The organism is Halomonas sp. A40-4 (genome assembly GCF_015767635.1).
In the GTDB taxonomy this organism is placed as follows: Bacteria; Pseudomonadota; Gammaproteobacteria; order Pseudomonadales; family Halomonadaceae; genus Vreelandella; species Vreelandella janggokensis.
In genome coordinates, this window is sequence record NZ_CP065230.1 from 1,002,339 (window position 1) to 1,026,386 (window position 24,048).

16 protein-coding genes and 1 pseudogene are annotated in these 24,048 nt (G+C 49.2%); 11 read left to right on the forward strand and 6 right to left on the reverse strand.

From position 1 onward, the window contains the following. Positions 1-115: 115 nt before the first annotated feature. The 9 genes from IT895_RS04800 (at position 116) to IT895_RS04840 (ending at position 12,886) form a co-directional block, all read left to right on the forward strand. Complete coding sequence (locus IT895_RS04800; protein WP_199284868.1) at positions 116-865, forward strand: hypothetical protein; 750 nt, start codon at positions 116-118, stop codon at positions 863-865. Between the two features lie 75 nt (positions 866-940). Next, positions 941-1,603: a hypothetical protein gene (locus IT895_RS04805; protein ID WP_199284869.1), complete on the forward strand. Its 663-nt coding sequence runs from the start codon at positions 941-943 to the stop codon at positions 1,601-1,603. Positions 1,604-1,703: 100 nt separating this feature from the next. Further along, entirely contained in the window at positions 1,704-2,960 is a 1,257-nt protein-coding gene (locus IT895_RS04810) for a restriction endonuclease (RefSeq protein WP_199284870.1), read from the forward strand. Between the two features lie 63 nt (positions 2,961-3,023). Then, on the forward strand, positions 3,024-4,766 hold the full coding sequence (locus tag IT895_RS04815) for a caspase family protein (RefSeq protein WP_199284871.1): 1,743 nt from the start codon (positions 3,024-3,026) through the stop codon (positions 4,764-4,766). Between the two features lie 473 nt (positions 4,767-5,239). After that, the gene (locus IT895_RS04820) at positions 5,240-5,524 is read left to right on the forward strand and encodes a DUF427 domain-containing protein (protein ID WP_233337372.1); all 285 of its coding nucleotides are present in this window, start codon (positions 5,240-5,242) and stop codon (positions 5,522-5,524) included. A gap of 11 nt (positions 5,525-5,535) precedes the next feature. Continuing rightward, positions 5,536-7,698 (forward strand): ATP-dependent nuclease, encoded by a 2,163-nt coding sequence (locus IT895_RS04825; protein ID WP_199284872.1) that lies wholly within the window; start codon positions 5,536-5,538, stop codon positions 7,696-7,698. Positions 7,699-7,707: 9 nt separating this feature from the next. Next, complete coding sequence (locus IT895_RS04830; protein ID WP_199284873.1) at positions 7,708-9,633, forward strand: UvrD-helicase domain-containing protein; 1,926 nt, start codon at positions 7,708-7,710, stop codon at positions 9,631-9,633. Positions 9,634-9,815: 182 nt separating this feature from the next. Further along, entirely contained in the window at positions 9,816-10,658 is an 843-nt protein-coding gene (locus tag IT895_RS04835) for a glycosyltransferase family 32 protein (protein WP_199284874.1), read from the forward strand. 110 nt (positions 10,659-10,768) lie between these two features. Beyond that, entirely contained in the window at positions 10,769-12,886 is a 2,118-nt protein-coding gene (locus IT895_RS04840; RefSeq protein WP_233337412.1) for a family 16 glycosylhydrolase, read from the forward strand. 271 nt (positions 12,887-13,157) lie between these two features. Here the strand turns inward: IT895_RS04840 and IT895_RS04845 are convergent. After that, positions 13,158-13,399 (reverse strand): annotated as a pseudogene (locus IT895_RS04845) (exodeoxyribonuclease V subunit alpha); the annotation flags it as partial. 108 nt (positions 13,400-13,507) lie between these two features. Between IT895_RS04845 and IT895_RS04850 the strand changes: the two are divergent. Together IT895_RS04850 and IT895_RS04855 are read left to right on the forward strand one after the other, a co-directional pair. Further along, positions 13,508-14,074, forward strand: a complete 567-nt coding sequence (locus IT895_RS04850; protein ID WP_199284876.1) for a DUF1993 domain-containing protein — start codon at positions 13,508-13,510, stop codon at positions 14,072-14,074. A gap of 498 nt (positions 14,075-14,572) precedes the next feature. Further along, on the forward strand, positions 14,573-15,007 hold the full coding sequence (locus tag IT895_RS04855; RefSeq protein WP_066321656.1) for an Lrp/AsnC family transcriptional regulator: 435 nt from the start codon (positions 14,573-14,575) through the stop codon (positions 15,005-15,007). A gap of 17 nt (positions 15,008-15,024) precedes the next feature. On the opposite strand, the gene IT895_RS04860 is transcribed toward IT895_RS04855, so the two are convergent. From IT895_RS04860 to recB, 5 genes are all read right to left on the reverse strand, one after another. Further along, positions 15,025-16,281, reverse strand: coding sequence for an APC family permease (locus IT895_RS04860; RefSeq protein ID WP_199284877.1), 1,257 nt, complete (start codon positions 16,279-16,281; stop codon positions 15,025-15,027). A 21-nt stretch (positions 16,282-16,302) separates the two neighbouring features. Further along, positions 16,303-16,617, reverse strand: a complete 315-nt coding sequence (locus IT895_RS04865) for a cupin domain-containing protein (protein WP_199284878.1) — start codon at positions 16,615-16,617, stop codon at positions 16,303-16,305. A gap of 2 nt (positions 16,618-16,619) precedes the next feature. Beyond that, positions 16,620-17,357 carry a YqcI/YcgG family protein gene (locus IT895_RS04870; RefSeq protein ID WP_199284879.1) on the reverse strand — a complete coding sequence of 246 codons (738 nt, stop codon included), beginning with the start codon at positions 17,355-17,357 and terminating at the stop codon, positions 16,620-16,622. 600 nt (positions 17,358-17,957) lie between these two features. Then, positions 17,958-20,228, reverse strand: a complete 2,271-nt coding sequence (gene recD / locus IT895_RS04875; protein ID WP_199284880.1) for an exodeoxyribonuclease V subunit alpha — start codon at positions 20,226-20,228, stop codon at positions 17,958-17,960. Beyond that, the gene (recB, locus tag IT895_RS04880; protein ID WP_199284881.1) at positions 20,225-24,022 is read right to left on the reverse strand and encodes an exodeoxyribonuclease V subunit beta; all 3,798 of its coding nucleotides are present in this window, start codon (positions 24,020-24,022) and stop codon (positions 20,225-20,227) included. The genes recD and recB overlap by 4 nt, the downstream gene beginning before the upstream one ends. Positions 24,023-24,048 lie beyond the last annotated feature (26 nt).

The following is a 24,048-nucleotide window of genomic DNA, read 5'->3' on the forward strand; positions in this document are numbered from 1 at the left end:
TGGGAAAATCTGGCAGGCTGCATTTATCGGAAAAAAGTGCCAGCACGTTCATTCAATCATAGAACGCGCCGTCTAATACGCTGCTAGGCAACTGTAAAAGGAGTTCTGTGCAAAAATGAAGTCTGCATTGCATCCAACGGTAAATAAAAGCATTACTGTTGTAGATTATATAAATGAATTTGGGGCAAAACTTGATGGCAATGGACACCTGAGAGTTAGGCCATTTGCTAGATGCCCTGCCTGCAGTAGCGAAATGCATACTAAGGGAGAGGCAAATCCAACAGTTGATGGTGTATTTAGCCATCAGCCAAATGTTAATCAATTTTGCCCATTAAAAGCTTCAGCAGAGCGGCCATATATAAATCTCCCACCGGTTGATGAAGATCCAAATAGAGCGAAAGCACTTCGAGATTCTTTTATAAGTAACTGGAAGTTTCACTACGGATTGATGAAAGGTTACTTGATGGTGCTTAGTATTTTTGACTTTATTAATTTGATAAAATTTGCAGATAAAAAAAGAATATGGAGTTACCGGCATGTCGAAGAAGCGCAACTTCCATATATATTTTTGGCGTTAAAAGAGTTTCCGCCAGTAAAGTCTAAAGGTAAATATATCCGCCGAGATTGGGTAAGAGTTTGGTTCGATGCAAGGGTGCGAAGCCTTGACGACTTATGGATTGAAACAAATGGAGATTGGTTGATGATCAAGGCTACCTATGCAAACCCGAGAGGTGGTGGCGTGCCAACGCATAAACAGCTTAAAGATACAGAGATCATTCAACCTGATCTAGGTTTTTTAAACACAGAAGAACCGAAATTAGCTGACTTTGTTCTCAAAGAAATGAAAAAAGCATTTGGAGTTTAGTTGCCTAACAAGTCACGGAAGGCGGACGCGTGAGACGCGCCGCTTCGTTCAGAGTTATGCATCAGGGAGAAAATAATGGCGTATGATTTTTTAAAAGTGGAATTAAAAGATCCTAATGGAACATTTGAAGAGTTTCATGAGCTCTTATATAAGAGTGGAATTTATAACAATTACAAAGTGTTTCAAGTGCCTTTGCCTGTATATGAGTTTGCCGATGAATTTTTAGAACATGTGTCCAATCATGGGTTTGAATCACTTTTTAATTATACTATATCAATGGAGGATGTGACTTCTTCTTCGATGACGGTCAATAAGGTTGAGGAAATTGTCCATAAATTTGTAATGAACTTAGACGCATCTGAACGATTGCTGATTATAGATCCATACTTTTATGCGTCTTCTAATGCCACCAATACTGTAGATATGTTCTCCAGACTTCTTTCAAGTGTATCAACCAACTTGAAAGAAGTTACCATTGTGACCAACGGTCGAAAATTAGATACAAAGTCTGCAATACACGCTGCAATAAAATCAATACAGCAAAATATTGCTATTAATGATTTCTTAACAGATGAGTTCCACGACCGTTTTTGGTTAGATCCAGACCGCGCGATTGGTATTGTTATGGGAACATCCTTAAACGGTTTAGGAAGTAAAATTTCTTTAATAGATAAACTCTCAGATCAAGATGTAACAGAGATTGTCAAATTAGCTAAGGAACTGAATGTGCTTGCGTAAGAATCAGCATAACAAGCGCATGTTGTCGGACAGGTTTTCCGCTGCCCTCCAAACCAGCCTCAAATGCGGGCGTTAGGCAAAGTTGCTTCAGAGAATTGTGATGACGGATATATCAACCACACTTACAGATATTGATTTCTTGCAGGAGAAGCTAGATTTTTCTGAAATCAATCCAGTTGATTTCGAAAACCTAGTATTTCATCTTCTTGATGAAATGGGTTTTTCCAATTTAGTTTGGAGAAAAGGTGGTGAAGGGAATTCCGCAACGGATGGTGGAAGAGATTTAGAGGGCACATTCTGGACTATTTCGCCTGCTTTATCTAAAGAGGAAAAATATTGGTTCGAAGTTAAATATCGAACTAACCAGTTAGAAAAAACTCAAGTACAAAGCACTGTGTTAAATGCTGCCGGAAATAATTCAAAAGACAATGTTGTAATAATTACGAATAAGACTATATCGAATCCCACACTGGATTGGATCAAAGAATTTCAATCGACAAATAAACGGCCAAACATAATGGTTTGGCAAGGTCATGACCTAGAATTACTGCTAAGGAAAAGCCCAAGAACACTTGCTAAATTTCTCCCTTCATCGCTTGCATTTAGCGGTCGCTGCAAAGTAATCGAATCAAAGTTTTTAAATTTAATGCTACTTCCAGCAGGGGGTGAGCTTGATGAGTTGTGGAACAGGCGAGAAGAATATCAGGATGAATCCTTTTTAACATTTGCAGCAGTGATTGCTGAGGTTGAATACGGTGATGTAATTCATCGCCCTTGGGGAATGGAGTTAGATAAGCTCAGATTGTTTACTGTTGTCGTAACAGGAATGCTAAATGTATTCCCGTTCGTTTTTAAGTGCAGCTCACTAAATCGAGAGCAGACAATCATAATCGATGGTCTCTCCTACCTCGTACAGTGTTTGCTCATCAGGTGTGGTTCAGAGCTGGCATCTAATGTGCTATTCGACCCAGAGCAATATTCAGAATCTGAACGCGAGATACCTGATGAGCTAAAGGTTAGGCGTTATGAGCCAATATTTAATGCTTTATACCACGATCTTGGCGTTTATTGTAGTTCTAAATATTGTTCAAAGCTTCATCACATGACACCTGATGAAAAGCCAGATTACTTTCTCCGGTTCGTGGAATCTTCCAATCAACCTAAGCTTGATGATCGCTTTCTCATCATGAATTCAATAAAAGACGAATGTAAATTAGGGCTAGTTTCAGTCAATAAGTACTGTCCGTTAGGCGAGACAGATGAGCTTCCTAATAGTTTTGAAACTTTACACGAAAAATTAGAATTTGCGCGTAAGGTAATCGAGCGACGTGCGGGAGAGGCAATAGAAAATGCCTAAGAAGCGTAAGCACAGCGACTCGCAAGCTCGCGCATGTTACGGGCGTTATATGTTGGAGGCAAATTGGCACGTAAAGCTTTAGTTATTGGTAATAATGATTATACGAACATTAAGCAATTAAAGAATCCTATTAATGATGCGAGGACAATATCTAGGATTCTTAATTTAAAAGGCTTCGATGTGACTCTGTTGGAAAACTTGAAACTTGAGGCTTTCTTGAGAAAACTTAACGAGTTTGGTGAGTCTGTTCAAGAGAGCGAAGAGTTAGTGCTATTTTACTATGCAGGACATTCTGTTCAATTAATGGATAGTAATTATTTATTGCCAGTAGATATCATGAAAGATTTAGCTATTCATGAAAATATTGAAAGCGGATCAGTTTATTTAGGAGACGTTACGAATGCTCTCAATAAGTCTAATGGTGAGAAAATTGTAATTCTGGATGCATGCAGAAGCCATGATTTTACACAAGAAATCATCGCCACCAATGACATATTTAATAAAGGGCTATGTGAGATAGAGTCGTCACATGGCATGGCTGTTATATACTCTACTCAGCCGGGGAACACTGCAAGTGACGGTACTAAAGGTAGTAATAATGGTTGTTTTACCGAAGAGCTTTCCAAAAATATCAGCCAGTATGGCCTAACATTTAGCGAAGTTGTTGTAAAAACTAGGGAAGCTGTTCTTGCTAAAACAAATTATAAACAGATACCATGGAGTTCAAATTCTATATCGAGAGATTTTTATTTGGACAATATCGTTTTCCCCGGAGATTTAATTGCAGAAATAGAACTTCCTTCTAATGGTATAGATACAATATCAAGCAGTTATTCAAATGTTTTCATTTCAACCCAAAAGCGGCAATTGTTTATATTTTATTTTGTTTCTAATATAACATCCATTGAAGATGGTCGCGGTAATGTTATTCGTTATCGAGGTGGTTGCCCTCATATGCTAGAACCACGTTTAGGAAACGAAGATTATATCAATGAGGCTCTATTCTTAAATGATGATTTCATGCTAGGTGTATCCGAGAAAGGGTATGTATACCTGTATGATATACAAGGTATGTTAACAGAAGACTGTTATATAGACTCATCTGGGATTCCAAGGATTGATTACACTCCACAGATTTTATTCGACGATCAGGCAGGCGAGTCGCTATTTTGTATCAGTAGCGTTGAAAACCATGTATTTGTATCTGGTAGTAGTGGTGCTTTATACAAGTTAGAAGTTTCTGATGTTAATGGTAAAATAAAAGTAAATAGTTTTGATAGTATTGTAGTTTCAAAAAACCATATAACATCAATAGCCTGTAATGAACTATCGGGTGCTATTTGTGTTTCTGATGAGCACTATATCTACTTCATTGATAATAATTTTTCTATTATCAATGAAATCTTCGTTAGAACTAGTAATATTCTTCACTCTGATTCATTGGGCTTTGTTGTTGCTTCAAATGACTACAATATTTGCTTTTTTGATGATGTTGGTCAAAAAATTAAGAATAAAGTTTCTCTCGAGCTTAAACAACACCCTTTGCGTGATGTTTGTATATCGGATTTATATGTTACTTCTCTAGATATAGTCGATGAAAGGTATTTGGTCTTAGGAACGAATAAACCCTCTATATTAATGTATGACACATCACTAAACTCTATAGTAAATGAAAAGTTTTTAGATATTCATATGACTTCTCCATTTTATTCATCTGTATATGATTTATGTAGTTACCAAGAAGAGTATTTATTCAGTCGCAGTAAGCTAAACCATTTTGGCATCTGGAGGCTAGACAAAATATAACAAAAATTTAAGAGCGGGCCTCAAGTTCCAAGTGCAACACTATTGAAGAGTGCTCGGTCCGGCGATGGATTTCTTGAGCACACTGTGAGTTTCGGGGGCGGTCACCAGGGGGAGAAAAACCCAAATAGGAATACCCCTAATTGCATGCATGGCAAGCCAGTATTGCCGTATGAGGGAGCTTTCAGTCGACGGCATTCGCCTAAAGCCAAAACTATTGCTTTGTTCACCGTAATCGCCTCGCTATTGCGGGGCGTTATCATGATAGATGCTAACCCATCTTGGCATTCCAGCTAGGTCAGTAGTCCGCAAGTGCTTTTGGCATCAAGCAAGGGTGGTGGCAGGGCGGTAACGGGCCATAATCATGACTCAGATCATCCCGTAGCCTAAAGTGTGATGAGGCGAGCATGGGATTCAACGAACTTTGCTGCTAGGCTAATTTTACTAGAGCTAATAAAGCCGCAGGGAACAACCTAATGCCACAGGCACTTCGCATCGAGCTCCACCCCGTTAGCCAGCGCGTGCAGTTGCATGTGGACGGCAAGCTGCTTGCCGACTCCGCCCAAGCCCTCGAACTCCGAGAAACCGGCTACCCGCCACGGCATTACATTCCACGTGAAGATGTGCGGATGGATTTTTTACCCTTTCCGCAACCACCGCTTATTGCTCGTTTAAGGGAATGCATTGTATTTCACGCTGCGAGACGATCTGTTCAGAATAATGGAATTACGTTTTCGAAAAATCCAAATACGTTTTTTTAAGGCTTTATTATATGAAAATCACCTCTTTCGCTTTAAAAAACTACCGGCGGTTAGCCGACGTAACTCTGGTGCTTGATGATAAAACAACTGTTCTTGTTGGCGCTAACAATAGTGGGAAAACATCATGCATTGGAGCGCTTCATAATTTCCTGAAAAGCCCAGACAACCTTAAGGTTCGTGATATATCTAAGCAGAATTGGAGAGAAATCCAAAAGCTAGGCAAAGAAGTTGAGAAAGAATTCCCCACTAGTGAAATGCTGGAAAAAATATCGAACGAGTTAGTCAATTTATTGCCGAGTTTAGACATCGAAATCACTGCTGAAGCAAGTGAGGCATATAAAGTCCGTGATATACTTCCAGACTTGGAATGGAGAGGAGGATCTCTATCTGTTCGTATAAGTTTTGAAGCGGTTGATATTGCAAAACTATGTCGCGAGTACGTTGATGCAAAAGTTATAGTGGCCGAACACAAAGGTGAAGTAAATTTGTGGCCTAAAGATTTATGTGATTTCTTGGAAAAAGGTCGTAACTTCAATAAGTTTATTAAGAAAAAGTACTATATTATAAGTAAAGGGGTAGAACCTGCTGAGAACGAAGTTTTACAGCCCCTCAGGTCTGAAGCTTTAAAAAAATTAATTCGAGTAGACGTTATTTCTGAACAACGTGGGTTAGGTGCAGAAGATAATACAGATCAAAAAGGACCATATTCAGAAAAGCAACGACTCAATAAGTTGCTTCGTGAGTATTATGAGCGCATTTTGAGTCCAGAAGATTTTCCTGGGGCAGAAGATATCGAGGTTTTAGGGAGCCAACAAAAACTGGAACAGGGCTTCACCGACAGGTTAAATAAACAGTTCGAAGCTCCCTTTAACGAACTTAAGGATATGGGATACCCCGGAATCGGTGGCAATCCGACAGTTGAAATTGCCGCAAAAATTAGCGGTGTAGATGCTTTGCAAAAATCGTCTTCGGTCAGGTATCGGTTTGATAAAATGGAAGAGGAATTTCTTCCTGAAAGTTACTTAGGGCTTGGATATCAAAATCTAATATATTTAACCTTTAGGCTTCTAGAATTCCGAGATAAATGGATGCGCGTTGGTAAATCGATTTCTTCGGGAGAGAATATCGACGCACAGGTTGAGCCAATTCACTTGGTTCTTCTTGAAGAGCCAGAAGTTAACCTACATGCACAAGTGCAAAGAGTATTCGTATCGAAAGCTTATAGTACACTGCGAAACCATCCTGATTTACGAGACAATAAGACTGACGAAGATAAGCCTGAATATCAGACACAGCTTGTGATTAGCACTCACTCCACTCATATTATTAATGATATAGATTTCAAAGATCTACGCTACTTCAGGCGAAACGATGCTGACGCCTCTATTGCAATGGATTATACATCAGTTGCAAACATGTCAGAGCTTTTTGTGAAGGGAAAAGACGAACTTTTGTTCGTAAAAAAACATTTGAAGCTTACTCATTGTGACATCTTCTTTGCCGATGGCGTTATTTTTGTTGAAGGCCAAGCTGAACGTCTACTCGTGCCAGAGTTTATTTCCAAGAGCTTTCCAAGTTTATTGAGTCGATATATTTCTGTGCTTGAGGTTAGCGGTGCGCATACTCACAAGTATCGTGAGTTGATAGAGAAACTTGGTGTTGCAACTTTAGTTCTAACCGATCTAGATTCTGTTAATTCCAATGGGAAGTCCTGTTTCCCAGAAAAAAGGGTAGATCAGAAGACCAGCAATAATACCTTGAAGATATGGCATCCAAAGAAAGAGGCCCTGGATGAATTAGTGGCTTTACCTCAAGAAGAGAATGCTACAACAAGCCAAGGTGCACCGCTTTATATTGCGTACCAAAAGCCAACATATATATCTGGAAAGGAGGTTTTATCCAGAACTTTTGAAGATTCATTGATTTTGGCGAATTTTGAGGATGAATATTTCCAGAAGAAAAAAACACTTCAAGCAGCAAAAGCAGCCTTCGAAAATGAAAGTCAACCGTTGTCAAAGTCACTCTATGACTATGTGCAAGGTTTAAAGAAGGGTGATTTTGCCTTCGACTGCCTTTTTCACCTCGCGAGTGAGGAAGGTAAAAGCTTTAATCCACCTGGGTACATGAATGAAGGCCTAAAGTGGCTAGAAGTTCAGCTTTCACCTAAATCTTAGAAGGTAGTTATGTCAAAAGAATTATACTTAGCAGAAACCAGACCTGTTAATCATGACAATAGCATTGATAAAGGTATCCAAGAGTGTCTCCATATAGGGTCGAGGAAAAGCTTTATCACCTTTGCAGGGGCTGGGTCGGGAAAAACCTACTCTCTAAAAGAAGCTCTTGATTTTCTGAAAGCTCAATACTCTGATGACTTTTCCCGCCAGGGAAAGAAAATCGCGGTTGTTACCTTTACAAACAATGCAGCAGAAGAAATCAAAGACCGGATCGAGCAAAATGTAGTCTTTGCCGTCTCAACGGTTCATAGCTTTTGTTGGTCGGCTATTGCTGGCTTCAATGAAGACATTCGTAAGTGGTACTTGGAGACGATCCCCTCTGAGCTCGAGAAGGTTCAAGATGAGGAAAGACGTGGACGTGCTGGAAAGGCTTCGGATGCTCGCAAAAGAACTATCATCCGTCTCACTGAAAAAATGGAATGGTTAGCCGAATCACGTTCGTTTATTTACGACCCAAACGGCCTCAAATCGTCTCAGAATGCATTGTCTCACGCGGATGTTTTGAAAATTTTCTCCCACTTTTTGACCACTAAGCCGATGATGGCCGAAGTCATAGTAAATAAATTCCCTTTCATATTCATCGATGAAAGCCAGGATACGAACAAAGATGTAGTGAGCGCATTTTTTGAACTGCAAGATGCAAAATCGGATAAAGTAGTTATAGGCTTGTTTGGAGATACGATGCAACGCATCTTTGGCGGAGGAGAACCTGAACTAGGTAAGACTAAGCCAATCGGGTGGACCACTTTCGACAAGAAAATGAACCATCGCTCAGCTAGGCGCATCGTTGGTTTGGGTAATCAAATTCGTTATGAAGATGATAAACGCAAACAGTATGCCCGCGATGGAGCTGCAGAAGGTTACGTACGATATTTCTTACTTCCACACGGCGTGCCAAATAAAGACGAAGTTGAAGCGAAAATTCGTGAAACTATGGCCGAAGTTACGGGTGACACGGAATGGACAGATACTCGATCTAAAGAAACCGCTATTTTAATTTTGGAACATAAAATGGCTGGGCGTCGGCTTGGCTTTGATGATCTTTGGGACAACCTCTCAAAGTCAAGCAGTATTAAAGACCGAATTTCCGAAGGTGAAAATGCCGAATTAAATTTTTTCTCTTATCTTGTTTTTCCTTTGGCTGATGCAAGCCTGAAAAAAAGACCAGCCGAATTGATGTATATCTTGAGAGAAAGCAAATCGCCTCTGTTGGAAACTAGTGTGTTTGACGTTAACAAGGACGATCCGCTCGCGCTTGCCCGAGCTGCGGAACATGATTTTAGAGATGTGATTTCAAATGATAAAGTCAGTTTTCGCGAAGTTCTAGAAGTGCTTGCTGAGCACAAGCTCCTGAGAATTCCATCCAAATTGCAGTCGTTTGTGGCACATTCCGAAGAAAGTGAGATTGAATCAGAGACAGAACAAAAGGAAGCTTTACTGGAAATCGAAGAAGAACCTGAAGGCTGGGATGACAGCGAGATTGCTGCTTGGGCTGAAGCTTTGGAGACTGATTTTTTTCAGATTCGGTACTATAAGGACTACATTGATGAGAACTCCATTTTTCGGACTCATCAAGGTGTGAAGGGCAACGAATTCGAGCGTGTTATGGTTGTCATGGATGATGATGAAGCAGGCGGGTTCTTGTTTTCCTACGAGCAGTATTTTGGCGCGAAGGAACTTTCACCAGCAAGTCAGAAGAAACGGAATGAAGGCGAAGAAACTGGCTTGGATCGCACTCGGAGGTTGTTTTATGTCACATCCACACGAGCGAAGAGCAGCCTCGCCCATGTGATTTATACTTCCGATATTGCTAAGGTACGGGAAAATCTTATTAAAAAAAGATTTGCGCGAGAAGATGAAATTTTTGAGTTTTAAGGAGACAAGGCTTAATTCTGCGCTCCTAAACTTAGCATTGCAAAAAAGTAATTGATGTAATGCCAGATTTTTTTACGAAAAGTTGTTGTGTGTATGCTATCGAGAGAGCAGTTTAATCTGGAGGGCCTTAATGATCTCAGGAAATGGACGTGATATAATTCAAGCTAGCCGAGGTTATCGAAATGTCATCCGAGTCTAACACTTCCGATCACCACAAGCAGCGGTCAGAGTTCATCCGAAACCTGGTTCAAAAAACACAACCTGAGCAACCCACGAAGGTTAGCGTCCCGGTCATCCCAAGAACGATCGTGCAGTTTTGGCATGACCTTGCCGAGCTACCGGATGATGTCGCGGAATGCATCACGTCTTGGTCGCAGTGGGAAAGCCGCGGATTTGTACATAGGCTGTTCGATAGGCAGAGTGCCGAAGATTTTATCAGTCGTACGCTCAGTCATGAGCACGTACTGGCGTTTGGTCGCTGCTACCACCCTGCCATGCAAGCCGACTATTTTCGATTGTGTTACATATCCGTAGAGGGTGGGCTTTACGTCGACGCTGATGATGTCTGCATTGCTACAGACATTAGTTTTTTATTTCACGGTTCGCAGCTAAAAGTCCAACCGCTTTGCTATGACATCGATTCGGACTCAATGATTGAGCCTGCAGATTTTTTAAAGCAATCGTCTGAGCCAAAAAACTGGATTTTCTATGTCAATAATAATCCGCTTGTCGGCAGAAAAGGAGACCCCATCGTAGAACGATCTTTGATGCGATCAACGCGACAATTAAATGATGCCCATAGGGGTGAGCTTCTTGAAATTCAGTCGGCAACCGGTCCAGGAAACTTGTCAAGGACTATCTTTGAGATGGGGACGGCCTCGGATATTGAAGGTGATTTATTGATCCTCAAAGACTGGGAAGCGACTGCGATTTCAAAGTGGCCACTCAGCTACCGCAATGATGCGCGGAACTGGCGTCATTCAAATCAAAAGTCGTTTGACGTATCAGAAGGTCGTGTGAAATGAATCTCTCACGACCTCTGCGTGGCGCGCAGCGTCTGGCGCATTCACTAATGATAAAATGCCGAGCTTTGCTGCCACGGCAGCGGTGTCTTGCTTTTGGCCCGAATAGTGAGATGGGAAGCTCACAGATCAATGACATCTACGTCATCAATCTGGACCGACAGCCTGATCGCTTAGCAGCTGTTCATTGCGAGCTTGCCCGCATTATAGACGCGGCTGGCGACCCCCTTACACGACGGTTGATCCGGCACCCGGCATGTGACGCACAGGCGGACGGCTTCGTAGTGAGCGACATCCCTGAGTTAGTTTCTTGCTACACCTTATCTGATCAACTGTTTGTCGAGCCGCAGCCTCAGACACTCCCAGCTGGATTCGACCTGAATCGTCCAATTGATATTAGCGATGCAGAGGCTGCTGTTGCCCGCTCGCATGTAGACGTCTGGAAAAAAATTGCGACATCGAACTCGTCGTATGCGCTCGTACTAGAGGACGACGTGTTATTTGATCACCGCTTCGGGAGCCTCGTCGATAAAGCGTGGGGTGAACTTTTGGAAGCTACTGACGACACTGAAGCGGCATTTGACGTTCTCTACGTTTCATATAAGGAAGTCAGGTACGGAGCCCCAAAGGTGCTGGTTTCACCAAGCGTGTATCGTCCGGAACGTGGTCTTTGGTATTTATCTGGATACGTGCTCTCTAGGCGGGGCGCGCAGCGTCTACTCAAGTTACTCCCGTGCCGTGGCCCCGTTGATCTCTGGATCAACCACAAATTTCGGGATCTTGAGGTGCGAGCCGTCCGGCGGTCGGTTATCAGCCAGAGAGTCGATTATCAGTCGACAAATTTGTACTCGATTCTGCCTGCACTGAGCCAAATTGGCGTACTTAACGACGAAACGCCTGGAACTTTTAACCAGCGGCCTAGTGTATTTCCCTTATTCGCATTCGGTGCTACTGACTCCGGCCTCTCATCGCTTGCAATGGCACTTTCCATGCTGGGCTATCGTTGCTGCAGTGATCTTGATGACCTGCCCGAAAGCGAGCTTTCCGCCTTGTTTCATGGCAAAGCTAGCCGTCGGTTCGACGCTTATGTAAATATTGCTTCACTCACTTCTCATATCCCTAGGCTGCGGCAGAAATATCCTAGTGCCAAGTTTATAGTTTTAGTTGGAGCCCTAGATGACTTGGGTTCAGCTTTCGACTTTCTCCATACCCTTGGAGACGAAGTGCTAAGTCTTTCCGGGGATGACAGTCCAAGCTGGCGTTTGCTCTGTGAGCACCTTCATCTTGCGCCACCAAATGCTTCATATCCTATCGTGCCTGATATAGGTCTCCGGAAGATTCGGCGGCACGGAGCCGATAGATCAACGTCCCGAACCGCGAGACAGCTGCGACACGATGGATCGCCTTGGATCGTACCGCCGCGTTACAAGTGGACTGGAATTGATGTCAATCCGTCGAATGTGCCAGCTATCGGTAAAGGGCTTTGGGTGAGATTTCACGATGATCTAAATGTAGTGAGTCCGTCGCGTTGGATGCTCCGAGACGACACCTTCCCTGGAAACCTCGGGCTCTTCCGGCCCGGGAATGTAACCATGGCGCAGGAGGGGGGCACTAACCTTTCCGTGCGGGAAGAATCGCTGGGCGTGCGGGATATGAGCGCTGCAGCTATATCAAGTAGAGGCCGCTTTCACTTCGGGCGCTTTGAAGCGACATTTCAAGCCACGAATGTGCCAGGCCTTGTGACCGGCTTCTTCCTCCACCGCGATTCACCACGACAGGAGATCGACATCGAAATTACTGGCGACCGACCGGATCGCCTCCTAGTCAACGTCTTCTACAACCCAGGGTCAGAAGGGGCTAAGTACGACTACGGCTATCGGGGCTCGCCCGTAGGCATCGCCTTGGGGTTCGACGCCTCCAAGGGACTTCATACCTTCGCGATTGAGTGGGGTGCAGATGAGATTTGCTGGTTCGTCGATGGTGTGCTAGTGCATCGCCGTGTCCTATGGGATCCGACCCCCATCCCTCATTTGCCCATGACTTTGCATGTAAACACGTGGCCGACGCGTTCAAGGGAGCTTGCTGGGCGTTTGGCCATTAATGCACTCCCCGGAACAGCCTACATCAGACAGATCACTGTTAACGCGATCAATGGGGACGTTGAGTACCAGCAGAGCCCCACAGTTTTTGCTCTTCGTTCAGAGCAAGAACTTGCTAGCGATAGCTTGTAATGTGGCCGACCTGATTAGCACGGCTACCAGCAGCCAAGAGTTGCTAACTATAAGACAACTGCACCTTGGCCTTGGTCACCTGTAACGAAATTGTCCTGGGTGTTCTAGACACCACTTGGTCTTGTATTTGTGCCTTGAGGGGATTGTCTAAGCGGTCAATTTAAGTGTTCGGATAAGGTTTTCATCTAATGATGAGCGATTACAGCAGCTTTCTAAAAGACTGCTTTTGGCCGAAAACCGTCACCACCAGCACTGGTAATGTCGGCTTTGATTACAACCTTCCCATCCCACTTACTCGCATAACCTCCCTGTCACCGCATCATTCAATATCCCGCGTTTGGCCTCAATCAACGTGAGCCAGTCGCGGGCACGGGTGATGCTGGTGTAGGCCAGCTCGCGGATGAGGATGAGGATGGGGTTGGGAGTTGGCGGTAGCAGTAGGGCGGTATGCAGGGACTCCGAGCCTTGGGGGCTGCGTACCGTCATCGCGAACACGGGTTCTATTGCTTGCAGCTAGCAGGGTTTACGGTTTGACGGTTATCATTTGCGATCAGGGGGGTTATAAAATGGGCGTGCGGTAGTGACCATTCTGTCACTATCGATTCAATAGGAAGAACGCTAATGTCATTAACGCAACTGCTGGTTCCCACCTATACACAAATGCTTGGTGCGCTTTCGAGCTGGCTGAAAAAGGCGCAGGCACAGATGCCTGAAGCTGACGCACAGGCGCTGCTATCCGCACGTCTCGCACCGGATATGTATCCGCTGTCGACTCAGGTTCGGTTTGCTTGTGTACAAGCTCAAGAGGCGGTCTACCGTCTTCAAGACGAGGCGCTGCCACCTACTATCACGACACTGCTCGATGAAGGGCGAAACGCTGGAGAGCAACCCGGCTCTCTCGCGGATGCGCAAACGCGTATTGATGAAACCATTGCTTTGCTCGACGGCCTTTCCCGCGATGCGTTGGATGTAGACGCGGATAAGCCCCTGGTGCATGAACTTCCCAACGGCATGGTTCTGGATTTAACCGCTGAACAATATGCGCGGGATTGGACACTGGCTCAGTTTTATTTTCACCTCATGACCGCCTATTCCATATTGCGCAGCGAGAAGGTCGAACTTGGAAAAGCCGATTATGTAGCGCACCTGTTTCGGTATATTCGCCCGGAAACGATTCCTAACGCTTGAATGCTTGGTTATGCGTGCAGTGTGACAGCGTAATCGTTGAGAGAGCTCTGCATACAGCCAGCGAATGTTCTCTAGCTGGTTTTACTCCGCGAACCCACTCACTCTCAAAACCTCCCTCGTCACTGCATCATTCAATATGCCGCGTTTGGCTTCGATCAGCGTGAGCCATTCGCGGGCGCGGGGAATGTCGGTAGAGCGCTTGCGTGTGAGGATAGGTTGGGTGTGGGCGGAAGCAGCAGGGCGATGTGCAGGGAGTCCGAGCTCTGTGATTTGTGTACCGACACCGTAAAGATGGTTTCCACTGCATGCATGCAAGGAGGCAGTATTCAACAGATGGGCTTTTTCGGGTTGCTGCTTCGCTAAGATATGGGCGACCTAATAAATCCCTGACTTTATTGCGTGACGCTTATGAGACGTCTTCTCAAATATACAGCAATCTAATATATTAAATGTAGGCACGGGTTTAAAGGTTCACAAGCATGATAGGCGGGTATTAGCATGGAAATTAAAGATGATGTGGATCGCCAGATTATCGAAATTCTCAAAATCAACGCCAGAGAGAGATTTTCTGATATTGCGCGTCGTGTCAATCGGTCAAGGACTGCAGTAGAAAAACGGATTGAGCGCTTAGAAGCGGATGGAATTATCCAAGGCTATAATGTTGTATTGGCCAGTGATAACGTGAAATCAGAAAAGCTCGGTGGCTTTGTTATTATTACCCACGTAGATGGTGCGCAATGTGAAAACTTGTTAGATGATCTGTCGATCTTCGGTATTATTAAACGAAGATTATCGGTATATGGAGAAATGGACCTGGTTCTGGAGATAGAGTACAAAACACTCGAAGAAATGATGGAGCTAAAGTACTATCTTATGGAACATGCCAAGGTCAAGACTGTGACAATTTTACCTGTAATCAAGGAGTGGGTGTGACTCCACTCCTAACGTCATTAATACACCCTGGCTTTTTTTTGCCTAGCTTTTAGGAAAAATGTCGATACAGAAAGAGCCAAGATAATAATTGGGTAAATGATGCTGAAGCCTTGCAGGGTTACAATGGCCATGCAAACGAATATCCCAAGAAAAGCAATCATTTTTTCGAGGAGCCTTTCCGCCAGCTTGACCAGGACTAAGGCAGAAAGCCCATAGAGAATTATGAAGTTTTGTCCTGCTAACGACAAGAGATTGTCGACTCCCATGAACCCTAGCCAATCTAAAATAACAACAAGGCTAAAGATAAAAATAATACTAACAAGCGAATGATAGGGTTGACCCTTTGTCAGCCTCAGTAGAAAGGGTGGCGCAATGCCTTCTTGAGCTAGTGAGTAAACCATTCTCGAAACTCCCCATCCGGCCGCACTGAGATTCGCAAATATTAAGGTTATAGCGACAACTCCAACCACATTTTTTCCGTATGCGCCCAAATGGTTATTTATGATAGTTGCAAAAGGTGATTCATAGGCGTTACCGAGGTCTGCGCGTTGAACAACGTAAGCCATTACCAGATAGAGTGCTACAGCAATGACGAACGAAAGCCACATTGCTAATGGAAGGTCTTTCTTAGGGTTCTTAAACTCACCAGTAATACTTGCCCCCACCTCCCAACCGGTGAATGCAAAAAAGATCATAGGAACAGCGACCCAAATCATTTTCATTTCACTGAATGAGCTGGGCATTGCAAAGGAGTGTGTGGTGGGTTCGTTTGAAACGAGGAATAACGATAAAAGAGCCAGTCCAGTAAGAAATGCTACAAGAACCCAGGAAAGCCATTGGTTCAGCTTACCTGCCGCCTCAACAGACTGTAGATTAAGTAAAAGTACTGAACCAAGGATCAGTAGCGCGTGCATGTGTGGCTGACCACCAAAGGTATTGCTTGCATAGTATCCTCCAGTCAATGCAATCGCTGGCAACCCGAGTAGTACCGCTCCAAGGAACATCAATGAAGCAATTATGTAAGCAAGCCTACCGTAGGCTTGCTGTACGTATGATGCTATCCCTCCCGGTCCAGGGTACCGGCACCCCAGAATGATGAATATGATGAACAAAGGAGAAGCCAGGACAGCACAGAGAATCCAGGAGATCATCGAAAGGTCACCGATCTTCTGCACCGTCAGTCCTGGAAGCACCAATAATCCTGCGCCAAGAACGATATTTATAAAGAGTGCTGCTCCCCGCCATGCGGAGAGAGTTTTCTGTAATTCAGCCATATGAGTTTCTCCGTCCAGAATTTAGCTAAGCCAGTTAAAAACATCCCGAAAGCAGATCGTGTAGACGCACCCTTCATTTGAAGCCGTTGACTTATGCAACGTTCCAGCAGGAAGAACCACATACTCTCCAGGACCGCAGGTTACTTCTTTAGATTCGATACCAAAGGTGATGTTTCCTTGAATAATAATTAGAGTTTCATCTGTGTCATGTTTGTGCCAATTATGAGTGTGTTTTGGACCGTCCCTCTGAAGCTCAACGCACCCTTGCTCAGGAAGAAGAGAAATTAACTTCGAAAGACTGATATTCTCAATTGATCCACTAATGAATTTTTTCATTGCTAGTCTCCCAGATGCTTAAAAGGACATTCTTTTGTCTTGTTTATATCGTCTAAGAAGTATTGCCGTGATTCTAAAATACCTGGGTCACCATACATGCCTAAGTCAGGCGATAAAGGTGTTGCATCATACTTTTTAAGTATATTGCGAACTTTTAAGAAAGCTTTTTTGGCTTGTTCTGGTGAGCCAAGAATATTGTCGAAAACCCAACGTGGCTGAAAAGTTAACATGAAGTGTGTTGAATGCCTGCTATACCGCATAACATGTGATGGCGTATTACAAACAACGAATATCGGTTCTCCTGCAAAGCAAAATTCCCATTTCGGGTCGTCGGTTGCTTTCGGTATTTCAGCAGGCCATGGTTGAGAGTCGTTTTCGGTTAGACCTTTAAGGGTGTCCCAAAAAATACTGTGGTATTCATCTATTTCGAGTCGCTGGTCGATATTCGTGAAAAGGACCAAAGAGGTGTTGTTTCCAAAGTTGCGGGAGTTTTTTACATATTCCCGTAGTTGTTGGCTTAGTAATGCTATGTCAATATGACTATGAAATAAAAACCTCAAATGTCCCTGCTTGAGACCATGTACGCCAAATACGCACGGAAAAGGCGACTCTTTGTTAGTCATTGTCTCTTCGAAATCATTAAAGGCCTTCCTCTGCCAAGAGCCTTTCTGGTAGATTTCAGTGACGGAGTGTTTGTCATGTATGGCATGATCAGTATTTATTAAATCCATTGTTTCCATGGTATCCATTCCTCCCGCCGAAATATGATGATTAAGCCAGAGAGCTATATAATAGCTAACCAAAAAAACAATGGAATTTTTAAAGTGATAAATTAAGGTTTTGTTTTCTGCTTTTTAGGAAGGAAAGTGCCGCATGCATCGTTAATATTAAAAGTCTATGGTGTGTTTTTTACTAATTCATATGTCGTATTTACTACTCGTGCTTGAATGAGAGAAGCTCCGATAAAACCATCGATATTGCCTATACTGTGGCAGTGCCCCCTCTTGGGGCTCATTCCAGCTGCAGAACTCTCTATAGGTACCGTTATTTCCTTGGTATGAGAGTAAAAAGTAGGAAGCAGACCACTATTGAACGTCTTGGTAGCCAGTTTGCTAGTGCAAAGGGGGCGGCTGGAGCAATTGTTTGCAGACTGTAGGTCTTTGGCCCTTTCAAGGAGAGAGACTTGGCGACCTGCTACCTCTCAGTTTTTATAGTTGTTTACTCCCGGTGCTACACCCGAGCGTTAAAGCTTCGTTCTAAGCCATAAGAGGAAAGGAGGAACTTTGCTTCTCAGCGGTCGATTTATAGGTGAATACAGCCACATCTCGCAATCTCCTTTGCTAACCCCCAACCCCACTTACCCTCATAACCTCCCGCGTCACCGCATCATTCAATATCCCGCGCTTGGCTTCGATGACCGTGAGCCATTCACGAGCGCGGGTGATGCCGGTGTAGACCAGCTCGCGGGTGAGGATGGGGTTGGGCGTTGGCGGTAGCAGTAACGCGGTGTGCAGGAACTCCGAGCCCTGGGATTTGTGTACCGTCATCGCGAATACGGTTTCTACCGCGTGCAGGCGGGAAGGCAGCACCCAGTTGATGGGTTTTTCCGGGTCGTTGGTGGGGAAGGCGACGCGTAGTAATGATTTACCCGGCGTGCGCGGGTCCGGCACCGCCAGGGTAATGCCGATATCGCCGTTCATCAGTTTCAGGCCGTAGTCGTTTTGCGTCACCAGCACCGGGCGGCCCTCAAACCAGCCTTTTTCCAGCATGTGGTCGCTGCCGTACAGCAGCTTTTCGCTGCGTAGCGTTTTGGCGATGCGCAGGTTCAGGCCTTCTACCCCCCAGGGGCCTTTGCGTAGAGCGCATAGCAGCTGAAAGTGGCTGTAGGCGCTGAGTACCGCGCTGGCCCAGTCGTTATACGCCTCTTTATCTTCCTCAAACGCCAGCCCCTGCGGGCGCTGCGCTTTTAGCATGTTCAGATAGTGGCGGTAGCCCGTGGGCGGGGCGATGGGCGTGCCCTCGTGGTCGGTGCGGCCTTCGCCCGCGTTCGGGAATGCATCGGGACTGCCGTGAATCACCAGCTTATCCAGCGCGGTGTCTTCTTCACGGCTCTCGGCGTTACTGCCCAGCACCAAGTGGTGCAGGTCCTGGTAGCCGTGGCGCAGTACGCCATGCACCGCCTGGTGCTTTTCGCGTTCGCTCTGGGCGTGGCTGGGCTGGTTGATCGCCTGGGCCAGTTGACCGATGCCGCTTTCGGCGTTGAAGCGGTGGCTGACCCGCAGCATGGTAATCGCCTGGTCGAGCGGCTGGCCGTTGGGATCCAGGTAGTGCTCGGGCAGCGGCTGGCCGGTGGCGTTTTCCAGCCATTGGGCGGTTTCCGGGGTGTAGTGGGCGGCCTCGGCGCGGCGGCACAGGTCGCCGAGCACGGCACCGGCTTCTACTGATGCCAACTGGTCTTTATCGCCCAGCAGCACCAGCTGCGCCTGGGCGGGCAGGGCGCTGAGCACGGCGGTCATCATTTCGATATCCACCATCGAGGCTTCGTCGATCACCAGCACGTCCAATGCCAGCGGGTTGGCGGCGTTGTGGCGGAAGTGGCGGGTGTCGGGGCGTGCGCCTAATAGTCGGTGAAGCGTCGTCACCTCGGTGGGGATAGACGCTTGAAGCTGCTCGGTGACGGCGTCATCGCACAACTCGGCCAACGCTTCAGTGGGCAGCAGGCTTACCTGCCCGGCGATGGATTCATTCAGCCGGGCGGCGGCTTTGCCGGTGGGCGCGGCCAGGCGAATGCGCAGCGGTTGCGTGGGCGATTGGGCCAGCTGCAGGGTTTGTAGCAGGGCGAGCAGGCGCACCACGGTGGTGGTTTTGCCGGTGCCGGGGCCGCCGGTGATTACCGCGAAGCGGTTGCGGGCGGCTAGGGCGCAGGCGGTTTTTTGCCAGTCTAGGGTGGTGGTTTTTCTAAATAGAACGTTTAGGGCGTTGGGGAGTAATTCAGGGTGACTATCGTCACCCATCGCCCGACAAGTCTGGCTCCTACAAACACCCTCGTCGCCGGAGAGGCGGTTGGCGATTTCCTGGTGCAGGGTTTGTTCGTATTGCCAGTAGCGGCGCAGGTAGAGGCGGGTGGTGTGTTCGCTGTCGCTGCGTACTAGTGGCGTGTTGCCGAGGCCTTGGCTGATCAGCGTGGGGTGACCAAGCGCGGCTTGCCATTCGGTAAGCGTTAGCGTGGCAAGCACGTCGCTGGGCAGCGGCGGCGGGTCGGTTAGGTCGTCGCCTTCCGGGGGTAGCGAAAGCGCGAAGTCCGGCGCGTTGAGCGTGGCGTTGAGGTCCAGGCACACGTGGCCGCGGCCGAGCTGGTGGCTGGCCAGCGCCGCGCCTAGCAACAGCAGCGGCGGGGCGTCCGGCGCTTCGGTGGCTAGAAAGCGCACGAGGGCGCGGTCCAGGTCCCGCAGCCAGCCTCGGGCGACCCAGCGCTCGCATAGCGCCAGCAGCTCAACCGTGTCGCTTAGCGCGGGGTGAGCGTTCACTTGCGCTGGGGCGCTTGGCTGGTCGGCTTCGGGGGCGTCGCCGAACAGGTCGGGCGTGTGGTGGTCGTGTTGTGAGCCGCTCATGCGGTGGCCTCCCCCGGTGTCGTTGAAAACGAGGTGCCTGTAAACAGGCCATCCAGTGCTTCGATCAATGCTACGGGGGCGGTTTCGGTATACACGCCGCGCCCGGGGCTGCGGCTGCCGCGCAGAAACACCGTCATCGAGCCGCCCAGGTGCTGGTGCGGGTCGTAGTGGGGCAGGCGCGCCTTGAGCAGCCGGTGCATCGCCAGCAGATAAAGTGCGGCCTGCAGGTCGTAGCGCTTGGCGAGCAGCGCCTGGCGCAGGGCGTCCGGTTCGTAGGCGCTGTCGTCCGGCCCCAGGTAGTTGGATTTCCAGTCGAGCACGTAAAAGCGCCCCTGGTGTTCAAAGGCCAGATCAATAAAGCCCTTGAGCATGCCGTTGAGGGTGTCAGCATCCAGCGCAGGTCGCTCGTAGCCCGGCAGTAAGTGCTTGCTAACCAGCGCGTCGATGGCCTGGGTATTCACCTGTTTGGCGGCCAGCCAGAACTCCAGCTCGACCTGGTAGCTGCCAAGCTCGGTGAGCGCCACACTCTGCTGAGATGCCAGCGGCAGCGGGGTGGTGAGCAGTGCGGTCAGCCAGCCGGAAAGCGGCTCCTGCCACTGCTGCCAGCCGCGCAGCTGTACCCGCCGCCAGAGCATATCGTCGAGGCTTTCAGCGTCGCTCGCGGCGGCGTCAAAGCCTTGCCTGCCCGCCCATTCCAGCAGCCCGTGCAGGAAGGTGCCGGGGCCGGGGCCTCTCGGGAATTTATGCAGATGAAACGCCTCCGGCTGGCTGAGATCCTGGGGTTCGTCCAGCACCTCGAACGCCGTTGCTTCCTGGGCGGTGGTGGGTTCCAGCGGCGTGGTGACCGGGGCGGTGAGCGTGCCGGAAAGCCGCAGCGCCGAGTAGCTGGCAATCCACCAATGTTCCTTGGCGGGGCGTTTGGGCGTGCGGGCGTGCCCCAGGGTGGTGGTCTGCTGGGGCGGCGCAAGACGCAGCGCCGTGGGCTCGGGGGGCGCATCAACGCGAATGTCGCTGCCTTCAACCAATTCCGCCAGCTTGGCGGTGAGTGCCGCCGGGTCGAGGGGCTTGCCGCCGTTGATCAGGTGGCCAATGGCGCTGTCTTCGATGCCCTTAAGCGGCGCGAGCCCCAGCCAGGTGGCGTGGCGGGCGCGGGTCAGCGCGACGTAGAGCTTGCGCAGGTCTTCGCCCAGGCGTTCGCGGTCGGCGGTGGCAAGGGTGGCATCGTCGGCGTCCAGGCTGAGTTGCAGGTTGCCTTCGCCGTCGTGCCAGCGCAGCGGTACGTCGCCGGCTTTCACCGGGCGGTGGTTGGCGATAAACGGCAGAAACACCAGCGGGTACTCGAGGCCCTTGGATTTGTGGATGGTCACCACCTTGACCAGATCGGCGTCGCTTTCCAGGCGCAGCTTGTGGCTGTCGCCGTGGCTGTCCGGGTCGGCGATGGCGTCGTAAAGGAAGCGAATCAGCGCGTGCTCGCCGTCCAGCTCCTGGCTTGCCTGCTGAAGCAGTTCGCCCAGGTGGAGCAGGTCGGTTAGCAAGCGCTCACCGTCCTCGAACTCCGCCAGCAAGCGAGCGGGGATGTCGAAATCCACCATCATTCGGCGAACCAGCGGCAGCACGCCCTGGCGCTGCCATAGCCGGTGGTAGTGGCTGAACTGCTCCACGCGTTCTTCCCAGGCCAGCTCGCTTTGTTGCAGGTGGTCCAGGTCGGCGAGCGTCAGGCCCAGTACCGGGGTGGCCAGGGCCGCGCGCAGGTGGGCTTCGGCCTGGCGGGAGCTGGCCAGCGGCTCGGCGCAGGCGCGCAGCCAGCGCTCGACCTGGGCGGCCATGGGCGAGCTGAATACCTGGTCGTGGTCGGAAAGGTAGACGCTTTTGACGCCACGGCTGGCCAGCGCCAGACGAATTGCGCGGGCTTCCTGCAGGCCGTTGACCAGCACCGCCATGTCGGAGGGCTTGAGCGGCGTGAGCTGGTCGTCTTTCTGAAAGCCGCTTTCTGCCTGTTGCCCGGCGCTGAGCAGTTCCGTCATGTACGAGGCGCAGCGCTCGGCCATTTCGGTCTGGTAGGCGGTCTTGGAGAGCGGCTCGTCGCTTTCAAGGGGCCACAGCGTCATCGCGGGCAGCGGTTGGCCCTGGTGTACCAGCTGTTCGTCGCGGCCTTTGGCGGTCACGGGCTGGAAGGGCAGCGGATTATCGCCGCCTTGTTCGCGGAACAAAAACGCCCCGGCGGGCTGCCGGTCGGCGTAAGCGAAGCAGTGGTTGACGGCCTCGACCATGGCGCGGCTGGAACGGAAGTTGGTGCCCAGCGTGACGTGGCGGCCGGCGGTGTCCTGGCGGGCCTGCAGGTAGGTGAAGATATCCGCGCCGCGAAACGCGTAGATGGCCTGCTTGGGGTCGCCGATCAACAGGATGGCAGCGTCGCGGCGGGACTTGGCGACCTCGAATACCGCGTTGAAGATGCGGTACTGGATGGGGTCGGTGTCCTGGAATTCGTCGATCAGCGCCACGGGGAACTGGCGCAGAATCTGCGCGGCCAGGGCTTCGCGGTTGGGGCCTTGCAGGGCGCGGTCCAGGTGGGTGAGCAGGTCGTTGGGGCCCATTTCGGCGCGGCGTTCCTGCTCGCGTTCCAGGCGCACCTTGCACCATTGCACGGCGTGAATCAGCAGGTCGTTGCGTGGTTCGGGCAGGGCATTGAGCGCTTCGGGCAGCTCGGCCAGCGCTTCCCAGGCCGCGGGGCAGGGCGGTGCGCCGTCTTTCCAGATCTCGGCCATGCCGTCCGGGGTGAGGCGTTTCCAGGCGGCGGGCGTCAGCGCGGGGCGTTCCAGGTCGCTTTCGCTCCATTCGCGCAGCGCGCCCAGCCAGTTGGCACGGCTTTTGGCGTTGAAGCTTTGGCCTTTGAAGGCCTTGCGCTTGGCGGCGTCTTCCAGTGCGGGCACCAGTTCGTCCAGCCAGGTGGGCCAGGGGGCTTTCAGGGTGCTCAGCGTTGCCTGGCGTTCGGCCTCGGCGGCGCTGAGGGTCTCCGCCGGGTCGGGTCGCTGGCTGCCGAGGGCCTCGCTTTCGGGCAGCAGCCGGGCGACCTGGGCGTGCAGTTCGCCGGGGGATTTCCAGTAGCGGGTAATGTGGCCGAGTGCCTCCGCATCCAGCGGGTAGTAGAAGGTGCGCCAGTAGTCGCGGACGACTTCCTGTTCCAGTTCGTGCTGGTCGTTTTCCAGATCGAGGGAGAACAGGCTGCCGCTGTCGAAGGCGTGTTCGCGCAGCATGCGGTAGCACCAGCTGTGGATGGTGGAAACCGCGGCTTCGTCCATCCATTCGGCGGCCAGTTCCAGGCGGCGGGCGCAGGCGGGCCAGGTGGCCGGGTCGTATTGGTCGCGGAGCTGGAGCAGTAGTGGATCTAGTCCAACCGGGGCTTCCCCGGCGGCAAGCCTACGTGGAGGCGCTGTGAACCCGTCCGTGGGCGCTACATTCAACATCCCTGTTGAATGACCTCCACTACGGCTTACCCCCGGCGCCCCTCCTTCTACACCCTCAGCTCGAAATACTTCAGCTGCTTCTACCAGCCGGTTGCGGATACGTTCTCGCAGTTCCTGGGTGGCGGCGTTGGTGAAGGTGACGACCAGGATTTCCGGCGGTGTCAGCGGGCGCACGAAGGCGGTGTCGTCGTCGCTATGCTGGCCGCCCAGTACCAGGCGCACGTAAAGCAGTGCGATGGTGAAGGTTTTACCGGTGCCAGCGCTTGCCTCTATCAGTCGGCTGCCGTGAAGCGGGAGGCTCAATGGATCGAGTGGTGCGGGCTGGCTCATAAGAAGATACTGTCAAACTCGGTGGA

What these genes read in the sequence shown, in the direction of transcription:
- IT895_RS04835 (WP_199284874.1), top strand. Translation starts at nt 9,816, where the DNA reads ATGTCATCCGAGTCTAACACTTCCGATCACCACAAGCAGCGGTCAGAG.
- IT895_RS04825 (WP_199284872.1), top strand. Translation starts at nt 5,536, where the DNA reads ATGAAAATCACCTCTTTCGCTTTAAAAAACTACCGGCGGTTAGCCGAC.
- recB (WP_199284881.1), bottom strand. Translation starts at nt 24,022, where the DNA reads ATGAGCCAGCCCGCACCACTCGATCCATTGAGCCTCCCGCTTCACGGC.
- IT895_RS04860 (WP_199284877.1), bottom strand. Translation starts at nt 16,281, where the DNA reads ATGGCTGAATTACAGAAAACTCTCTCCGCATGGCGGGGAGCAGCACTC.
- IT895_RS04850 (WP_199284876.1), top strand. Translation starts at nt 13,508, where the DNA reads ATGTCATTAACGCAACTGCTGGTTCCCACCTATACACAAATGCTTGGT.
- IT895_RS04840 (WP_233337412.1), top strand. Translation starts at nt 10,769, where the DNA reads ATGGGAAGCTCACAGATCAATGACATCTACGTCATCAATCTGGACCGA.
- IT895_RS04855 (WP_066321656.1), top strand. Translation starts at nt 14,573, where the DNA reads ATGGAAATTAAAGATGATGTGGATCGCCAGATTATCGAAATTCTCAAA.
- IT895_RS04800 (WP_199284868.1), top strand. Translation starts at nt 116, where the DNA reads ATGAAGTCTGCATTGCATCCAACGGTAAATAAAAGCATTACTGTTGTA.
- recD (WP_199284880.1), bottom strand. Translation starts at nt 20,228, where the DNA reads ATGAGCGGCTCACAACACGACCACCACACGCCCGACCTGTTCGGCGAC.
- IT895_RS04820 (WP_233337372.1), top strand. Translation starts at nt 5,240, where the DNA reads ATGCCACAGGCACTTCGCATCGAGCTCCACCCCGTTAGCCAGCGCGTG.
- IT895_RS04830 (WP_199284873.1), top strand. Translation starts at nt 7,708, where the DNA reads ATGTCAAAAGAATTATACTTAGCAGAAACCAGACCTGTTAATCATGAC.
- IT895_RS04870 (WP_199284879.1), bottom strand. Translation starts at nt 17,357, where the DNA reads ATGGAAACAATGGATTTAATAAATACTGATCATGCCATACATGACAAA.
- IT895_RS04810 (WP_199284870.1), top strand. Translation starts at nt 1,704, where the DNA reads ATGACGGATATATCAACCACACTTACAGATATTGATTTCTTGCAGGAG.
- IT895_RS04865 (WP_199284878.1), bottom strand. Translation starts at nt 16,617, where the DNA reads ATGAAAAAATTCATTAGTGGATCAATTGAGAATATCAGTCTTTCGAAG.
- IT895_RS04805 (WP_199284869.1), top strand. Translation starts at nt 941, where the DNA reads ATGGCGTATGATTTTTTAAAAGTGGAATTAAAAGATCCTAATGGAACA.